Source organism: Bartonella gliris, assembly GCF_045277155.1.
Lineage (GTDB): Bacteria > Pseudomonadota > Alphaproteobacteria > Rhizobiales > Rhizobiaceae > Bartonella > Bartonella gliris.
Map to the genome: position 1 here is coordinate 425,656 of NZ_CP123962.1, position 19,299 is coordinate 444,954.

At 37.2% G+C, this 19,299-nt stretch carries 12 protein-coding genes; 1 reads left to right on the plus strand and 11 read right to left on the minus strand.

Going from position 1 to position 19,299, the window contains the following annotated elements; all coding sequences use genetic code 11:
• Positions 1 to 453: 453 nt before the first annotated feature.
• Positions 454 to 3,075: a ribonuclease E/G gene (locus tag QHG54_RS01935; protein ID WP_406604348.1), complete on the plus strand. Its 2,622-nt coding sequence runs from the start codon at positions 454 to 456 to the stop codon at positions 3,073 to 3,075.
• A 90-nt stretch (positions 3,076 to 3,165) separates the two neighbouring features.
• On the opposite strand, the gene QHG54_RS01940 is transcribed toward QHG54_RS01935, so the two are convergent.
• The 11 genes from QHG54_RS01940 to nuoL form a co-directional block, all read right to left on the minus strand.
• Positions 3,166 to 3,777, minus strand: a complete 612-nt coding sequence (locus QHG54_RS01940; RefSeq protein ID WP_317993247.1) for an invasion associated locus B family protein — start codon at positions 3,775 to 3,777, stop codon at positions 3,166 to 3,168.
• A gap of 732 nt (positions 3,778 to 4,509) precedes the next feature.
• Positions 4,510 to 8,010 (minus strand): transcription-repair coupling factor, encoded by a 3,501-nt coding sequence (gene mfd, locus QHG54_RS01945; RefSeq protein WP_317993246.1) that lies wholly within the window; start codon positions 8,008 to 8,010, stop codon positions 4,510 to 4,512.
• Positions 8,011 to 8,015: 5 nt separating this feature from the next.
• The gene (locus QHG54_RS01950) at positions 8,016 to 8,306 is read right to left on the minus strand and encodes a succinate dehydrogenase assembly factor 2 (RefSeq protein WP_317993245.1); all 291 of its coding nucleotides are present in this window, start codon (positions 8,304 to 8,306) and stop codon (positions 8,016 to 8,018) included.
• 48 nt (positions 8,307 to 8,354) lie between these two features.
• On the minus strand, positions 8,355 to 9,035 hold the full coding sequence (locus QHG54_RS01955) for an ABC transporter ATP-binding protein (protein ID WP_317993244.1): 681 nt from the start codon (positions 9,033 to 9,035) through the stop codon (positions 8,355 to 8,357).
• Entirely contained in the window at positions 9,035 to 10,303 is a 1,269-nt protein-coding gene (locus tag QHG54_RS01960) for a lipoprotein-releasing ABC transporter permease subunit (RefSeq protein WP_317993243.1), read from the minus strand. Before QHG54_RS01960 ends, QHG54_RS01955 begins: the two co-directional genes overlap by 1 nt.
• An 11-nt stretch (positions 10,304 to 10,314) precedes the next feature.
• Entirely contained in the window at positions 10,315 to 11,640 is a 1,326-nt protein-coding gene (gene proS / locus QHG54_RS01965; RefSeq protein ID WP_317993242.1) for a proline--tRNA ligase, read from the minus strand.
• Between the two features lie 212 nt (positions 11,641 to 11,852).
• A complete protein-coding gene (locus tag QHG54_RS01970; RefSeq protein WP_406604349.1) occupies positions 11,853 to 13,529 on the minus strand; it encodes a ribonuclease J in 1,677 nt (558 codons plus the stop codon).
• Positions 13,530 to 13,582: 53 nt separating this feature from the next.
• Positions 13,583 to 14,392, minus strand: coding sequence for a biotin--[acetyl-CoA-carboxylase] ligase (locus QHG54_RS01975; RefSeq protein ID WP_406604350.1), 810 nt, complete (start codon positions 14,390 to 14,392; stop codon positions 13,583 to 13,585).
• The gene (gene nuoN, locus QHG54_RS01980) at positions 14,392 to 15,846 is read right to left on the minus strand and encodes an NADH-quinone oxidoreductase subunit NuoN (RefSeq protein ID WP_406604351.1); all 1,455 of its coding nucleotides are present in this window, start codon (positions 15,844 to 15,846) and stop codon (positions 14,392 to 14,394) included. Before nuoN ends, QHG54_RS01975 begins: the two co-directional genes overlap by 1 nt.
• Positions 15,847 to 15,864: 18 nt before the next feature.
• Entirely contained in the window at positions 15,865 to 17,334 is a 1,470-nt protein-coding gene (locus QHG54_RS01985; protein WP_317994045.1) for an NADH-quinone oxidoreductase subunit M, read from the minus strand.
• Positions 17,334 to 19,298, minus strand: a complete 1,965-nt coding sequence (gene nuoL, locus QHG54_RS01990) for an NADH-quinone oxidoreductase subunit L (protein ID WP_317993238.1) — start codon at positions 19,296 to 19,298, stop codon at positions 17,334 to 17,336. Before nuoL ends, QHG54_RS01985 begins: the two co-directional genes overlap by 1 nt.
• Between the last annotated feature and the right edge of the window lies 1 nt (position 19,299).

Genomic DNA, 19,299 nt, shown 5'->3' on the forward strand with positions numbered 1-19,299 from the left:
ATAGCATACATTGATATTGTTACTTGCCAAAAGCATGATATCAACATAAAAGAATATTTGCGCTTCCTAAACAGATAGTGGCCGTCTAAATTATTTGTAGTCTGCATTAAATTGTCTTTAGAAGGTCTGTTGCATGTTACATATCTAAGCTTTTTATGGATAATTAAAGTCTTTATGTCATAAAAGCTAGGATTGCGTTATTTTAGATTCGTTGGTTCGGATATCCGAACTGTTTTAAAGATTGTTTTGCCGGAGACTTAAAAAATATGAGTCATACAAAACAGATGGAGATGGTGATTAGAAATACTGTAAATGCAATCATGCATCTGCACGTGGTTCCCCATTCTGTTTTGCTGGTATCCCCCTTTTATGGCAGACAGCCCTTTATATTTACGAATAGCCATACTGTTCGTTTGAGTAAAGTTGCGTATGTCGCCTTTAGGATTTTAACTTATGTCAAACAAAATGCTTATAGATGCCTCCCACCCGGAGGAAACACGTGTTGTTGTTGTTCACGGCAACAAAATTGAAGAACTTGATTTTGAGTCAGAACATAAAAAGCAGCTCAAGGGCAATATTTATCTAGCACGTATTACCCGTGTAGAGCCGTCTCTTCAAGCAGCTTTTGTCGAATATGGCGGTAACCGCCATGGTTTTTTGACATTTTCTGAAATTCATCCTGATTATTATCAAATTCCTATTGCTGATCGCCTTGCTCTTCTTGAAGAAGAGGAAAAAGCTGCTGTGGGAGAAAATCACACAGATACTATCATTGAAGAAACAAACAAAAACAAAAAACGCTCCAAAAGAACAAAAAATAAAAAAAACAGCATCATGGCAGCGGATGTTGAAAACGACATCACATCCGATGCAATAACAGCTGATGATGCAGAAGAAGCATTTACAGATATTTCTCATGATGAGATCGAAATGGTTGGTGCAGAAGATGCACGTGAAGAACTCCCCACCTATCAGCGTAAACAAGGACGTCAATATAAAATTCAAGAAGTGATTAAAAGGCGTCAAATTTTGTTGGTGCAGGTCATCAAGGAAGAGCGTGGTAATAAAGGGGCCGCACTCACAACGTATTTATCCCTCGCAGGTCGTTATTCGGTTTTAATGCCCAACACAGCACGCGGTGGTGGTATTTCACGAAAAATCACCAATGTACAAGATCGCAAACGTCTTAAAGAAATTGTAAAAGAATTAGCAGTTCCAAAAGGCATGGGAGTTATCCTACGAACTGCTGGAGCAAATAGAACAAAAGCTGAGATTAAACGCGATTATGAGTATCTCACACGATTGTGGGATACAGTTCGCACTTTAACACTAAAATCAACGGCACCATGCCTTGTTCATGAAGAAAGCAATCTCATTAAGCGTTCTATAAGGGACCTTTATAATAAGAATATCAATGAAATTCTTGTTTCTGGTGAACAAGGATACCGTGAAGCAAAAGACTTCATGCGTATGCTTATGCCAAGTCATGCAAAAGTTGTGCAACCTTATCGCGATCCTATCCCCATTTTTGCGCAAAATAATATCGAAATTCAACTCGATAAAATGTTGCACCCACAAGTTTCTTTAAAATCTGGTGGTTATCTTGTTATCAATCAAACAGAAGCGCTTGTTGCTATTGATGTAAATTCTGGCCGCTCCACTAAAGAACTTTCTGTCGAAAAAACAGCATTACAAACCAATCTTGAAGCAGCAGAAGAAATAGCACGTCAATTACGCTTACGTGATCTCGCTGGTCTTATTGTGATTGATTTTATTGATATGCTTGAAGATCGTAATGTTAGGATGGTTGAAAAAAAGTTGAAGGATTGCTTAAAAAACGATCGTGCGCGTATTCAAGTTGGCCATATTTCACACTTTGGCCTTCTGGAAATGAGTCGTCAACGCATTCGTATATCCGTTTTAGAAAGTACAACACAACCCTGCCCGCATTGCGCTGGAACAGGAAATGTACGGTCTGAATCATCAATTGCTTTACATGTCATGCGCTCAATTGAAGAATATCTTCTTCATAATCCGCAACATAATATTACTGTCCGCACACCCGTAGCAACAGCGCTTTATGTGTTAAACCATAAACGCAATATTCTTGTTAATCTAGAAGCACGCTTTAAGCTTAATATTAGTATTGAAGCAGATGATAACATTGGAACGCAACATCTCATTATTTCTAAGGGTACAATAGCTGAGGCAATTTCTCAGTCTCCATTGGTTTTTGAAGACGATAATAAAAAAGAAATTGAAGATGCAATCTTAATAGAGAGTGAACCTGTCGAAGATAAAATACCCGTTGAAAAAAACCAGAAACGTCGACGTAAAAATCGTCAAGGTGAGATTGATGGCAATTCTCTCTCCACCGATCATAAAAAAGACGATATCTCAAATGATGATTGCCGTCGTCGGGGGCGTCGTCGGGGGCGTCGTGGCGGTCGCCGTAATCAGGATAATAATTTTTATCAACCTCGTATTCCTTATGCAGAACCAGTAGGAGATTTTGCCAAACAGGCCTTAGCAGAAATTAAAGCAGAGCACCGCCAACGCCGTGTTCAAGCTGCTAAACCTGTAGAACTTGAGGAAGTAAAGAATGATACACAATCTTCAAGTATACAACAAGATGAAGCTGTAAAAGTTGATATGGTTGCGAAACCTAAAAAGCGTAAAGTGCGTTCTTCAAAAGCTGTGCAAAATCAACAAATTCTTGAAAATGATCAAATTGTAGAAACACCAGAACCTCTGGAAGAAAAATCTACAGCTAGTTCGATACATAAAGTGAAAACAAAAAAAGCAGATAAATCTGCTGATCCGGAAGGGGAGGAAATGCCCCAAAATGGTAAAAAGTCAACACGTAAAACACGCAAAAAATCACTTTCCAAAGAATCAACGCAAGCAAAAGAATCATCAGAGCAAAAAACTGTCATAGAAAAAGTTGTCGAGCCAACTCCTTCCAAAATTGAGGAAACAGACAACCAACCTGTTGTTATATCATCAATACCTGACGAGGCTCCTAAAACTGGGCGTATTGGATGGTGGAAACGCAGAACTCTTTCCAAAAGCTAAGCATAAAAAAAAACCGCCACATACTTTGTGGCGGCTTCAATAACAGACATAGAAAAAACTTCAAAAATATTCTTCTATGCCCTGTATTTATTAATTTTGTTTAGCTTTTTCTTGTTCAGCCCGCATACGATCTTCAATCTCTTTTTGCTTTGATTGAATGGCTTGTTGCAATTTTATTTGTTCTTGTTGAAAATCTTTTTCTTCCATACCAGGACCTGTGTATGCGGCTGTGAATCCATTAAGAGAAAATTCAATAGGATTAGCTGAGCCACGGAAATTAATTGTGGTTACAACCATTTTTGAACCACTTTTCATAGCAGTAATGAGCTTATCATCTAAGACATCATTGGCAATACAACTTGGTCCATTACAAATAATATAAGGAACTTTTTTAGAAAAATCATCTCCAATTTGAATATGAACGCCTTCTGGTAAAAAACGACCTGTAGGCACCTGAATGCCTATACGTCTTTCATTCTGTTTCCCTTTTATTTCAACAAGATTAAAAGCCGTCAAGGGCTGTCCAGTATTTGATACAACAGTGTTCATTGTATTACAAATATCAACATCATGCTGCTTACTGCAAACTTTGTACCAACCTTGAGATAAAGTTTGCGCACTCGCAGGAGTATGGATTGTAAGAAAAAGGGCAGCAGCTCCAGCTATGACTGAAACAGCAAAATAGATATTTTTATGCGACATGATTAAGTTAATCCTTTCAACGCGCTTGTACAATAATCCCAATATGAGGAATATTAAATATAATTATCAAATAAGTATCTTAAATTAAATCAATGAAATGACACCTCTTTTATGCCTCTTACTTCAATATAAAGAGAAAAGTCAAATTTCCAGAAAGAAAGCTATAAAAAGCTAGCTGAACCTTTATACACTCATGTGTAGCATCCCCCTTTTATCCATTGGCTGTTTATAAAATTTATCCATAAGATACCTTAGTGCAATGGAATAAGATAAGATTGCATAAACAAAACAATATTGCAATATGCTTAAAGTAAACTTCTATGTAATTCTGCAAATCTTATTATTTTAGACTTTTATTTACATTTATAATGCTTATTTTAAGTCATATAGCTCTGACAAATGGTATAAAATAAATATAATTCCAAAATTGTTAGATAAATTTGATTGTTTTCTTATGTATTTTTTATTAGAGATAGATCATAAAATTTAAAAATTAAGATTAAGTTATTATGCTTCTATATAATATTTTTCTTTTATATTAAAAATTTTATATTTTCAAAAGTTTAAAATGAAAAATTTTAATATTTATTTTAAAATATAACTATATTAAAATATAAAATAATTTATTTAATCTAAAATTTTTATAAAAATTATTTATTATATTATATTAAAATAAATATTCTTATAGAATAAGTTAACAAATAAATGATCTTCGCATCAATGGAAAGATTGCTAAAGAGGGTGTTGTTGTGCCATTTCTGCAAGCTGTGTCATAATATTTGCTGCTCCAACAAGCCTTTCATCCACTGTAGTCCAATCACGAGTAAGAACGATACTCTGGTCTGGTCGAATTTTTGCTAGCAAACCTTGCTTAGCAACCCATTGAACAAGAGCAACAGCATTTTCAAAACAATTATTTCGGAATTGTATAACAACACCCTTTGGCCCAGCATCAAATTTTTCCACATGTGCTTTTCGACACAATGTTTTGATATAAAAAACTTTAAGAAGGTATTGAACTTCAAGGGGCAAAGAACCAAAGCGATCGATTAACTCAGCTCCAAATTCTTCGATTTGTTCTAAATCATCAAGTTCTGTTAAACGACGGTAAAGCCCCATACGTAATGACAAATCAGGCACGAAACTTTCCGGTATCATCACTGGTGTACCAAGTGAAATTTGAGGCGACCATTGCTTATCTTCACTTTGCTCGCCATCTTTTAACTCAGCAACAGCCTCTTCAAGCATTTTTTGATAGAGCTCAAATCCAACTTCTTTGATATGCCCTGATTGCTCTTCACCTAAAAAATTGCCTGAGCCGCGGATATCCATATCATGACTTGCCAATTGAAAACCCGCTCCCAACGTATCAAGAGATTGCAAAATTTTAAGACGACGATCAGCAGTAGAAGTTAAAACTTTACCAGAAGGAAACGTAAAGAGCGCATAAGCACGTTGTTTTGAGCGCCCTACCCTACCACGTAACTGGTAAAGAGCAGAAAGACCAAACATCTCAGCACGATGTACGATTAAAGTATTGGCTGTTGGAATATCAAGACCTGATTCAATAATGGTTGTTGAGAGCAGAACATCATATTGTCCGTCATAAAATGCATTCATGATATCATCAAGTTGTCCAGCTGGCATTTGCCCATGAGCTACAACAAATTTGAGTTCGGGTACATGCGTTTTGAGATATTCTTCCACAAAGGTAAGATCAGAAATACGTGGACAAACATAAAAACTTTGTCCACCACGATAATATTCTCGAAGCAGTGTCTCTCGTATAACAAGTTCATCAAAAGGTGAAATAAAAGTACGTACTGCCATTCTATCAATGGGGGGCGTTGTTATCAATGAAAGTTCACGTACACCCGATAATGCCAATCCTAACGTACGTGGTATGGGTGTTGCGGAAAGCGTAAGAACATGAATATCGCTTTTAATTTCTTTTAAACGCTCTTTATGTTTTACGCCAAAATGCTGCTCCTCATCAATGATAAGGAGCCCTAACCGTGAAAAATTGACTGCATGACTTAATAATGCATGGGTTCCAATAACAATATCAATTGTACCATCTGCAATACCTTTTTTAACTCGTGCAAGTTCTTTAGCCTTGACAAGTCTTGAAGCATGGCCAATCTTAACGGGCAATCCTTGAAAACGTGCAATAAAAGTTTTGTAATGTTGTCGTGAAAGCAAAGTTGTCGGCACAACAACAGCAACTTGATACCCATTTAATGCTGCAACAAAAGCACTTCGAATAGCAACTTCTGTTTTTCCAAAGCCAACATCACCACATATCAAACGATCCATCGGTTTGCCTGATGCCAAATCGTCTAAAACGGCATCAATTGCATCCATTTGATCTTCTGTTTCTTCATAGGGAAAACATGCAACGAACTCATCAAATGGCCCAACTGGTGGGACCAAAACAGGTGCAGAACGGGTAGCGCGCTCTGCAGCTATACGGATCAAATGGCCAGCTATTTGTAATAAGTGTTTTTTTAGCCGTGTTTTACGTGCTTGCCAAGCAACACCACCTAACTTATCTAACGTTACCTCTGTTTCCTCCGATCCATAACGTGAAAGAAGTTCGATATTTTCAATAGGTAAAAAGAGCCGATCACCTCCAGCATACCTAATTTCAAGACAATCGCGTAAAATTCCAGTTGTCATAATGGTTTTAAGACCAACAAATTGTCCAATACCATGATCAATATGCACAACGATATCGCCAGAATTTAAAGAAGCAACTTCAGAGATAAAGTTTTTATTGTGTTTACGCCGTCTTGGCGGTCTGATTAATCGATCACCAAGGATATCTTGTTCTGCTATAATAGCAAAATCTTCAGCCTCAAAACCATGTTCAATCATTATAACAGCTGCACATATACGATCACGTGGTGTTGCTCTGACAGTTTGCAATGATTTTGCAACATCTATTTTTTGCAATCCATGCTCATCAAGAACCTGTATTAAACGGTTGAGAGACCCTTCACTCCAACACGCTAAAAGAACCTTCTTTCCAGCAGCGCGCAATGAAGTAATATGATGAACGACACTTGAAAAAACATTCTTTTCTTGCGCATTACGCTCTTCTACAAAATCATATCCCAGCTTAATATTCGCATGAATAACGGTTTGTTTAAAAGTTTGTGGAGTATTAAAAGGCGTAAAATCGATACGCTGCCCAGATCGTTGTGCACGTTCTAAGACATGTTCTGGTGTTAGATAAAGAAGGCTAGGCTCTATTGGATGATAAGAAGCAGAATTTTCTTTATCATTTTCACGCTCTTTGCGCGCATTATAATAATCTTCAATAAGCCGATAACGCTCGATTAGCGCCTCTTCTGTGAGATGCTCAAAAACAACAGGTAAATCACCACAATGGTCAAAAAAACTGTCAAGATTCTCATAAAAAAACGGTAACCAATGTTCCATACCGGAAAAACGCCGTCCTTGAGAAATTGCTTCATAAAGCATGTTGTTTTTTTGTGATACACCAAATGTACGAATATAATTGTTTTTAAATCGGCTGATAAGCTCAGGTGTAAGGACAACCTCACTCATTGAATGTAACAAAAATTCGGTTCTTTTACTTGTTGTTCTTTGTGTTTCTGAATCAAATACGCGGATGGTTTCCAAGGTATCGCCAAAAAAATCAAGCCGTAAAGGTTCAACATCAATGGGAGAAAAAATATCAACTATTCCACCTCTCACAGCAAATTCACCAACATCACGAACAACTGTAACACGCTCAAAACCATTGAATTCTAGAAATTGAATTAAATGCCCCATGTTCATACGCTGGCCAACACGTGCGTGAATAACTTGAGTCTCAATCATTTCACGAGGGGGCAATTTTTGCATAATTGCATTTGCTGTTGTTAATATGATTGCAGTGCGTGGATTCTTACGTAAATTTGCTATATGTGCCAAAGCTGATAATCGACGTGCCGTAACAATAATCCCAGGCGACACGCGATCATAGGGCAAACAATCCCATCCAGGGAATTGAAGTATAGGCAAATTAGGATTAATAAAATTTAAGACTTGCTGTAAATGAGCAATTTTTGTTCCATCGCTGACAACATAGATAAGTGGTTTATCTTGTGCAATTTCTGAACTCAATTTAGCAAGCGCAAAGCCTTCAAACCCATCAGTAACCCCATCAAAGATCGTATGAACAGCAATGTTTTTAGGAATGACAATTTTTTTAAATATAGGCATCGGAATTAATTTAAATTTATGCAGAGATGATAATTTACAATGTCACGAAAAAGTGGACCATCCACTTCAGATGGTGGTGAAGCTTCTCCCGTAATCCACGTCAGTAAATCGCGATCATCAAAAGACATAATATGTTCAAGTTGAAAAACCATTTTATCACTCATCTCAACAATATGGGCATCTACATAGTGCCCAAAAATGAGATCCATTTCACGAATACCTCGATGCCATGCACGAAAAACCAATCGGCGACGACGCGCATCCAGTTGATTTTTGTCAACGGCAAAAACTGTCATAAAAGTCTCCTTGAATTCAGTAAGTAGAATAGATTTTTTATTTTACCTCTAAGGAAGTTCAATAATCTTTTTTTCCTTAAGCGTAATTCGACGATGCATTTGTTTAGCCAAACCGTAATTATGTGTCGCAATAAGAGCAGAAAGACCAGATTGACGAACAAGCGCAGATAAAGCTTGAAATACGTAAGCTGAAGTTACAGGATCAAGATTCCCCGTAGGTTCATCAGCTAAAAGAACCGAAGGACCATTTGCGACTGCACGCGCAATAGCAACGCGTTGTTGTTCGCCACCCGATAATTCTGATGGACGATGGTTGGCGCGATGAGAAACACGCAAATATGTCAACAATTTAAGTGCACGATCTTCTGCTATGGATTTTTTAAATCCTGCTATCATTTGCGGTATCATGACATTTTCTAAAGCCGTAAACTCTGGAAGCAAATGATGAAATTGATAGACAAAACCGATATCATTTCGTCTGATAGCCGTTCGCTCACTATCAGAACGTTTTGCACAAGAAACACCCCGTAACATCACATCACCAGCGGTTGGTTTTTCCAATAATCCAGCGATATGAAGAAGTGTTGATTTTCCAGCACCAGAGGGTGCTACAAGTGCTACAAGCTCCCCGCGATTAAGAATAAAGTTTGCTTTATCTAAAATAATGAGAGGTTTATTACTTTCAAAAAAATGTCGCTCAATTTCCACAAGCTCTAAAATAGCTGCCATTATTCATACCTCAAAGCTTGTACAGGATCTAATTTAGCAGCTCGCCATGCCGGAATAAGAGCAGCAAGGAATGACAAAAATAAAGCCATTGCAGCAACTAAGACTGTCTCTCCCCATTCAATTTGTGCAGGCAATTTTGTTAAAAAATAAAGTTGAGGATTAAAAACATCAACATTAAATAACCAAGAGATAAAGTCCTGAATATGATTGATATTCGCTGTTGCTATGACACCAAAAATTAAGCCCAATATTGTTCCAAGAAATCCAATCATCATACCAGTGACAATAAATATACGCAGAATCGCACTTTGTTGTGCGCCCATTGTGCGCAAAATGGCAATATCATGGCTTTTATCTTTTACAAGCATAATCAGTCCTGAAATAATATTCAAAGCAGCAACAAGGACAATAAGAGAAAGAATGAAAAACATAACATTGCGTTCAATCTGTAAGGCTGAAAAAAATGCCTGATTGCGTGTACGCCAATCAATTAAATAGACCTGTTCATCAACAGCTTTCTCTACAACGGGTTTTATTTGATCAACAGCATCAGGATCATTTAGAAATAACTCTAAAGACTGAACCTTATTCCCCAAATTAAAAAATATTTGTGCTTCATGGAGAGGCATAAAAACGAATATTGAATCATATTCAGACATACCAACTTCAAAAATAGCAGTTACTTTGTAAGCTTTAACACGTGGCGTCACCCCAAAAGGAGTCGCATCACCATCTGGTGTAATAATACGAAGATCACTCCCAATTGTAAGCCCCAATTTTTCTGCTAAACCACTTCCAATTGCAATGCCTTCTTCTTTATCGAATTGAGCAAGTGATCCTAATTTAATGTTCTGAGATACGGTTTTAAGCTTCTCCAAATCTTGTTTGCGCATACCACGAACTAAAGCACCAGACCCTCCTTGAAGTTCACCTTGCACAAGTGCTTGACCTTCAACAACAGGCAAAGCAAACTTCACACCTTTTACGGACTCTAAAGAAGAAATAAGAGCATTATAATTGGGAAAACCAGAATCAATTGTTTGAACAATAAGGTGCCCATTCATACCAAGAATGCGGTTAAGAAGCTCTGTACGAAAACCATTCATTACTGCCATAACGACAACAAGAGCAAATACTCCTAACATAATTCCAATGAGAGAAATAATTGAAATAACAGATGCAACTACATGTTTTTTATTAGGAATCATATAACGAAAAGCAATCATCCATTCATAAGATGAAAACCATTTGCTCCCCAACCACTTCATAACATTTCCTATCAAAACACAGAAAACTGATTGAGTACAGCTTCAACCGTTAGAGATTTTTTAACACCCGTTTTTCGATCTTTAATTTCAACTTCGTTTTGAGCAACGCTTTTAGGTCCAACAATTATTTGTGTTGGCAAACCAATCAAATCCATTGTTGCAAATTTTGATCCAGGACGCTCATTTCTGTCATCTAATAAGGGATCAAAACCAGCATGCTTTAATCCTTGATAGAGCGTTTCACAAGTATGAGTACATTTCTCATCATCTGGTTTCATATTAATGATACCAAAATCGAATGGTGCAATCGACTTTGGCCAAATAATGCCATTTTCATCATGAGAAGCTTCAATAACTGCAGCGACAAGACGTGAAGGTCCAATACCATATGACCCCATAGAGACCGGATGCTCTTTTCCATCTTGCCCCATAACTTTTGCTCCCATTGGAGCAGAATATTTTGTACCAAAATGAAAAATATGTCCTACTTCAATGCCACGAGCTGAGAGGCGGTTATTTTCAGAAATCTTAGTCCACTCTTCTTCCTCATGCATTTCCTCTGTGGCTGCATAAAAAGATGTCCACTGTTTAACGATATTAGCTAAAACAGCTTCATCAGTAAAATCAATCGAACTGTCTGGAACAGTAAGTTCAAGGAATTTCTTATCACAAAATATAGCGCTCTCTCCTGTTTCAGCTAAAATAATAAATTCATGACTGAGTTCACCACCAATTGGGCCTGTATCAGCACGCATGGGAATTGCTCTTAAGCCAAGACAAGAAAAAGTACGTAAATAAGCAACAAACATACGATTATAAGATGTTTTAGAGCCTTTATAATCAAGATCAAAAGAGTAAGCATCTTTCATTAAAAATTCTCGGGAGCGCATCACACCAAAACGTGGACGGATTTCATCACGAAATTTCCATTGAATATGATACAGATTGAGTGGAAGATCTTTATAAGAACGAATATAGGAGCGAAAAATGTCTGTTACCATCTCTTCATTGGTCGGACCATAAAGTAAATCACGCTTTTGACGATCTTTAATGCGGAGCATTTCCAAACCATAATCATCATAACGACCACTTTCACGCCAAAGGTCCGCAGATTGAATTGTAGGCATCAATATTTCTACAGCACCAGCTCGTTCTTGCTCTTCACGTATAATTCTACAAACTTTATCAAGCACTTTTTTACCCAAAGGAAGCCAAGAATAAATCCCTGACGTTTGTTGGCGAATCATACCAGCACGCAACATGAGTCGATGAGAAACAATCTCTGCGTCCTTAGGATTTTCTTTTAAAAGTGGAAGGAAATATTGAGAAAGACGCATTAAATAACTAACTCCTAACTAAGCCCATCATGTCGAAACAATTTTAATACACCATATGCTCATCTATAGCTATATTCTGAATGCTTGCAAACATAACGATCACGTTGTTGAAAAATTTATGTGCTCTATTTCTTATTTTTATCGATAAAATGATCTGAAACTCTCTTTTCTCTTTCTTTCATTAAAAAGAAATAACGTAATATTGAAATGCTTTATTTTGACCGATGTAAAAAAACTGTACAGATAGGCTTTTTTCGCCAAACTTCATTAACGGCCGCTCTCACTGCGCGCCGTATTGCTTCACGAATAAGTTCATCATTTTTTCTTTTAACGCGTGGAATGTTATAAAGAGTGTTTTCCACAACATCTAAAAGGATATCTTTCAAACTTTCCCCTTTTCCATTAGTTTCAGGTAAACCGGATGTGGTCAGACCAATATCACCCTCTAGATCGTGTTTGCTATTCATTTGGAGAGAAACAGCAACATGACCAGCATAACTTAATTTGCGACGCTCACGAATCCCTAATGCATCTTCATCACCAATAAGGCAACCATCCTTATAGATCCGACCAACGGGAACTTGATCAATAACTTCTACAGGCTCTGGCGCAAGACGCAGCATACTGCCATTTCTGATATCAGCAATAATTTCAATACCCGCTTGACGTGCTAAAGCTGCCTGAGCAGCAAGATGCATTGCCTCCCCATGTACAGGAACAAGTATCTGTGGTTTTACCCAATCATACATCTGTAAAAGTTCTGAACGGCGAGGATGCCCTGAAACGTGAACAAGAGCATCTTCATTCGTAATCGTTTTAATTCCCAAATCTATGAAACGATTTTGTATTTCAATAATAGCTTTCTCATTTCCTGGAATACTCCGTGAGGAATAAATAACGGTGTCACTAGCAGAAAGTGCAATATTTCTCATTTCATTTCGCGATAGTTTGGCTAAAGCAGCATGTGGCTCACCTTGACTACCAGTTACGATCAAAACGATATCTTTTCGCGGGATGTAACTATAATCTTCCTCAGAAACGAATGGCGCTAAACCGTTCATATAACCAAGCTCTTGCGCAACCATAATACTTCGTTTAAGAGAACGCCCAACGATAAGAACTTGGCGCCCAACAGATTCCGCTGCAAGAGCAATTGAACGTATCCGACCAACATTCGATGCAAAAGTTGCAAATGCAACCCGCCCTTCAGCTTTCGAGATAATTTCAGTAAGACTTGTCTGAACTTGCTGTTCTGATGGTGACATACCATCTCGACACGCATTCGTGGAATCACAAAGCAACGCTAAAACACCTTTTTTCCCTAAAGCACGAAATCGTTTTTCATCCGTTACAGCTCCAAGAGAAGGTGTAGGATCAATTTTCCAATCGCCAGTATGAATAACAGTGCCTAAAGATGTTGTAATTGCCAAAGATACAGATTCCGGAATCGAATGATTAACGGCAATTGCCTCAACTCCAAAAGAACCAACCTGAAAACGTTCACCAGCTTGAAAAATATTGAGTGAAATTTTATAAGATCCAAAATCCGACTGTTTTTTACTCTCCAATAGTCCTGCGGTAAAAGGAGTACAGTACACTGGAACTTTAAGCTTTGGCCATAGATCAAGGACAGCGCCATAATGATCTTCATGAGCATGTGTCAAAACAAGACCTCGGATATTGTGTTTTTCACTTTCTAGAAAACGAATATCAGGCAAAATAAGATCTGCTCCAGGTAATTCAGGTCCAGCAAAACTAACCCCCATATCAACAAGCAGCCATTCACGAAGATTTTGGGGACCAAATCCATAAGCAGCGAGATTCATCCCTATTTCACCAACCCCTCCTAAAGGTAAAAAAACAAATTCATTCTCGTTGGCCACAACCATAAACATCTCCTAAATCATTAAGATAATCTAATGGTGAAATAAAATTTTATCAATTAATAACGACCTGCATTAACAGAAGCAGCCGAACCAAAATGAACATCTCCAGCTGTTATATTTGCTTGCTGACCATTTTTTTGTTTTATGATGCAATTAAAATCATTATCAAGACCATCAAAAATACCTTCGATGATTTTTTCATCATTGATTATTTTGACATGCTGCCCAAGGTGAGCAGAGTATAAAAGCCATTTTTCGCGGATTATATCGCATCCTCCTGACTGTTTCCAAAGGAGATAATTTTTAGAAAAACATTCAGTTAAAACCGTAAATAACTGTTCTGTTTCAACATGCAAACCAATATTCTTTAAACTTGAAGTGGGATATGGTGCATCTTCATAATTATATTTCACATTTATTCCAATACCAATAACCAATGCATACTGTTGTGATGGCAATTTAAAAATCTCAAGCAAAACTCCAGAACTTTTAGCTCCTCCTAGCAAAATATCATTTGGCCATTTTAAGCTAACGATACTGTTCGTTTGCTTTTCATCTTTTATAAATTGTTTTATTGTTTCTACAACACTTACTCCAGCAACAAAACCAAGTTGAGCAGCAGTTTGATGAACAATATCATCAATTAACAAAAGACTAGAATAAAGGTTCCCTTTCGGACTAGACCATGTCCTACCTCTTCTTGCTCTTCCCTGTGATTGTTCTCGTGCAACAACCCAGTGATAACCTTTATGACCAGCTTGCGCTTTTCGTTGTGCAATAAGATTTGTTGAATCAACAGTTTCGTACGATTCAACAGTGTATCCTTGTTTTTGTGCAAAATCTGATAAGATATAAACCATATTCATTAAAACAATGCGGTTGCTGCTTTTTCTGCCAACTCAGCAAACCAAATTCCAAAAAGCGTATAAAATAAAATAAATAATGCAGAAAGACCGAGACAAAATTGAAGCTCATTCGACAAAGCAATAAAATGCGCCTTTGCTTCATCAAACCACATAATTTTAATGACTCGCAAATAGTAAAAAGCCCCGACAACAGACGCTATCATACCAACAATAGCAAGTGGAGTAAGTCCAGCATGAACAGCGGCAGAAAATGTATACCACTTTCCAAAAAAACCAGCCATAGGAGGTATGCTTGCTAACGAGAAAAACTGTATCGTCATCACAACAGCCATAAACGGATTCGTCTTTATCAATCCTGAAAGATCATAAATATTTTCAACATTTCCATTGCTAGACCGCATCCCAAGAATAAAGGCAAATGAACCAATCGTCATACCAAGATAAATAGTCATATAAAGAATAACGCTTTTTACACCTAGAATATCTCCAGCCGTTAAACCAACAAGCGCATATCCCATATGACCAATTGATGAATAAGCCATTAAACGCTTAATGTTGGTCTGACCAATTGCAGCAAATGCACCAAGTATCATTGATGCAATCGCCATGAACACCAAAATTTGCTGCCATGCAGGCATAGAACCATCAGAACTCCCTAATGGAATGAAGGTCATAACAATAATACGAATTATTAAGGCCATTGCGGCAACTTTAGGAGCACCAGCAAAAAATGCTGTAATAGGTGTTGGCGCTCCTTCATAAACATCAGGTGTCCACATATGAAACGGAACTGCAGAAATTTTAAAAGCTAAACCAGCTAAAACAAAGACAATTCCAAAAATAACGCCTAATTGTAAATTTTCACCTTTCAAAGCAATAGCAATTTCGTGAAAACCAATTTGACCAGTAAAACCATAAAGCAAGGAAATACCATAAAGTAGTAATCCTGAAGATAAAGCCCCTAAAACAAAATATTTTATACCTGCTTCAGAAGACTTTATATTATCACGATTGATTGCAGCTAAAACATATAAAGCTAAAGACTGTAGTTCTAACCCCATATAAAGTGATAGCATATTACCAGCTGAAATCATGAACATCATGCCAAGGGTTGCTAATAGAACTAACACAGGAAATTCAAATATATCAAACTTATGCGTACAGGTAAAACTAACAGACATAATAAGCGCAAAGAGTGCACCAATAAGCGTTAAAATTTTCATATAACGACCAAAAGAATCAATAATAAGTGTATTGTTTTGAAATAAACCACTTTTCGGAAAAACAACGATAATAACAATGGTTGCTACACAAAGGGCAATGGCCAAACCCGTCACAGTTAAAAAGGAGCGCACATTGGAATAAACACCAATCAAAAGCAATACTACCGCCCCCAATGCTATTAAAATCTCTGGGATAATTAACACTAATTGAGCTATTATTTCAGTTTGCATGAGCATTCTTCTCTTAATCTAGTGTAGTTTACTGATGAGGGATTCTACAGAAAACGCCGTTGCTTTAAGAATAGGTGTTGGATAAACACCAAAAAATATTGTAAGAACAACCATCGGATAAAGAATGAATCTCTCTCTTAACGAGAGATCAAAAAGCACTTTTAAGTTCTCTTTATCCAAAGAACCAAAAACCACACGCCGATAAAGATAAAGTGCATAGGCAGCTGACAAAATAACACCAGTTGTAGCAAAAACAACAACCAGTTTATTCACTTGAAAAACACCTATTAAGGTTAAAAATTCACCCAAAAATCCTGAACTCCCAGGTAAACCGACATTTGCCATTGTAAAAATCAAAAAAACAACAGCATATTTGGGCATGTTATTCACTAAACCGCCAAAAGCTGAAATTTCACGTGTATGCAAGCGATCATAGATAACCCCAACACAAAGAAATAAAGCTGCTGAAACAATTCCGTGCGATAACATTTGATAAATAGCACCTTGGATACTCTGTTCATTCGCTGCAAAAATACCCATGGTCACATATCCCATATGCGCTATTGAGGAATAAGCAATAAGTTTTTTTATATCATTTTGAACAAGAGCAACCAGTGATGTATAAATAATCGCAATAAGCGATAACGTGAAAACCAAAGGAGCAAAATTAGATGAAGCAAGTGGAAACATTGGTAAAGAAAAACGAAGAAAACCATAACCACCTAATTTGAGTAATACACCAGCTAAAATAACGGAACCAGCCGTCGGTGCTTCCACGTGTGCATCTGGTAACCATGTATGGACTGGCCACATCGGCATTTTAACCGCAAAAGAAGCAAAAAATGCAAGCCATAACCACATTTGCATATGTGCTGGAAATTGGTAAGTTAATAAAGTTGGTATATCGAGTGTTCCTGCTTCCCAATACATAGCCATAATGGCAACCAGCATAAGCACTGATCCAAGTAAAGTGTAAAGAAAAAACTTCATACTCGCATAAACACGACGTGCCCCACCCCAAACACCTATAATAATAAACATTGGAATAAGGCTACCTTCAAAAAAAACATAAAACAATATTGCATCAAGGGCACAAAAAACGCCAATAATTGCAACTTCAAGAAGAAGAAAAGCAATCATATAAGCCTTTAATCTATCTTTAATATTCTCCCAGCTTGCTAAAATACAGAAAGGCAAAAGAAAAGCTGAGAGAACAACAAAAAGAATAGAAATACCATCAACTCCCATATGGTAGCTAATGCCCCCCCCTAACCAATTGAATTTCTCAACCATTTGAAAATCAGAATTTGTATGATCAAAACCAGCCCAAATAATTAAAGAAATAATGAAAACAAAAACACTCGTAAAAAATGCTACATTACGTATATTATGTCGTGCTGCTTCGCTATCATCTTTGATAAACAAAATCAAAATCACACCAACAAGCGGCAAAAATGTAACCGTGGAAAGAATAGGCCAATCAGTCATCAGTTTACGCCCCCGATCATCATCCATGTGATCAGTGATGCAATACCAATAAGCATTGCAAATGCATAATGATAAAGATAGCCTGTCTGCATCCGAACAACTCTATTTGTAATATCAATAACACGGGCTGCAATACCATTCGGACCTAAACCATCAATAATCTTGCCGTCCCCCACTTTCCAAAGAAAGGAACCCATTCTTAAAGCAGAACGGACAAACAAAAAGTGGTATAATTGATCAAAATACCATTTTTGGTAAAGAAAGTGATACAGTCTAGGCATGAATCCAGCCAATTTCTTGGGAAGCGAAGGAATAGAAATATAGAATAAATAGGCTAACATAAATCCAAGAACCATCGCTATAAAGGGCGACCATTTTACCCAATTGAATACATTATGAATATCATGGAGAATATGATTATGGCTGTTTGTAAATAACGCTCCCTTCCAAAAAGCATCATACAAATCACCAAAAAAATAAGGTTGGAAAACGACGCCAGCAAATATTGCTCCAATAGATAAAATAAAGAGTGGAATCAACATAACTGGTGGAGATTCATGAACATGATGCATAACATCAACAGTAGCCCTTGGTTTACCATGAAATGTCATAAATATAAGCCGCCACGAATAAAAACTTGTTAATAAAGCTGAAAAAACAAGAAGATAGAAAGCATATCCTGAAGCAATATTATGTGATGCAAAAGAAGCCTCTATAATTGCATCTTTTGAGAAAAAACCTGCTGTACCAAAAAACGTTCCAGGAATTCCAACACCAGTCAATGCAATAGTTCCTATGATCATCATCCAATAAGTTACCTTTATATGTTTGCGTAGCCCCCCCATTTTTCGCATATCTTGTTCATCAGATACTGCATGAATCACAGAACCCGCACCAAGAAATAATAAAGCCTTGAAAAAAGCATGGGTAAAGAGATGAAAAACAGCCGCTCCATAAGCTCCAACACCTAATGCAACAAACATATAACCAAGTTGCGAACATGTGGAATAAGCAATAACACGCTTAATGTCATTTTGCACCAACCCAACAGTTGCTGCAAAAAACGCAGTCGTTGCTCCAACAATAATAATCATTGTCAAAGCCGTCGAAGAAAGTTCAAAAATTGGTGACATACGCGCAACCATAAAGACGCCAGCCGTTACCATTGTTGCCGCATGAATAAGTGCTGATACAGGCGTCGGCCCTTCCATTGCATCAGGGAGCCATGTATGTAAAAAAAATTGTGCTGATTTCCCCATAGCACCAATGAATAACAAACAGCATGTAACAGTAATTGCGGTCTGTCCATCAAAATGCCAATTGCCAAATGTCATACTTTGTACAAAATTATTATCGGCAGCTTTTGCAAAAATAGAGGCAAAATCAACAGATTGGAATAAAACAAAAATACTAAAAATTCCTAAGAGAAAACCGAAATCTCCAACACGATTAACTACAAAAGCTTTCATTGCTGCTCTGTTTGCAGAATCTCGTTGAAACCAAAAACCAATGAGCAAATAAGAAGCAAGCCCCACACCTTCCCATCCAAAAAACATCTGAATCAAATTATTGGATGTCACCAACATAAGCATCATAAATGTAAATAAAGAAAGATAAGAAAAAAAACGGGATCTTGAAGGATCGTGGTGCATATAACCAATTGAATAAATATGCACTAATGCTGAAACACTGTTTACAACAATAAGCATGACAGCTGTTAATGTATCAATATGCAAAGCCCAATCAAAAGTTAATCCATCGACAGTAAGCCAATGTAATACCAATACATCAACTGTTGGAGCATGACTAAGTGCAATACTGAAAAAGGCTACCCACGACAATATGGCAACAATTACCATAAAGCTACATGTTACCAATTCACTAGCCCGATCTCCTATAGCTTTTCCACCTAGTGCAGCAATGAGAAAACCCAAAAGTGGAAGAAAGACGATCGTATAATACATC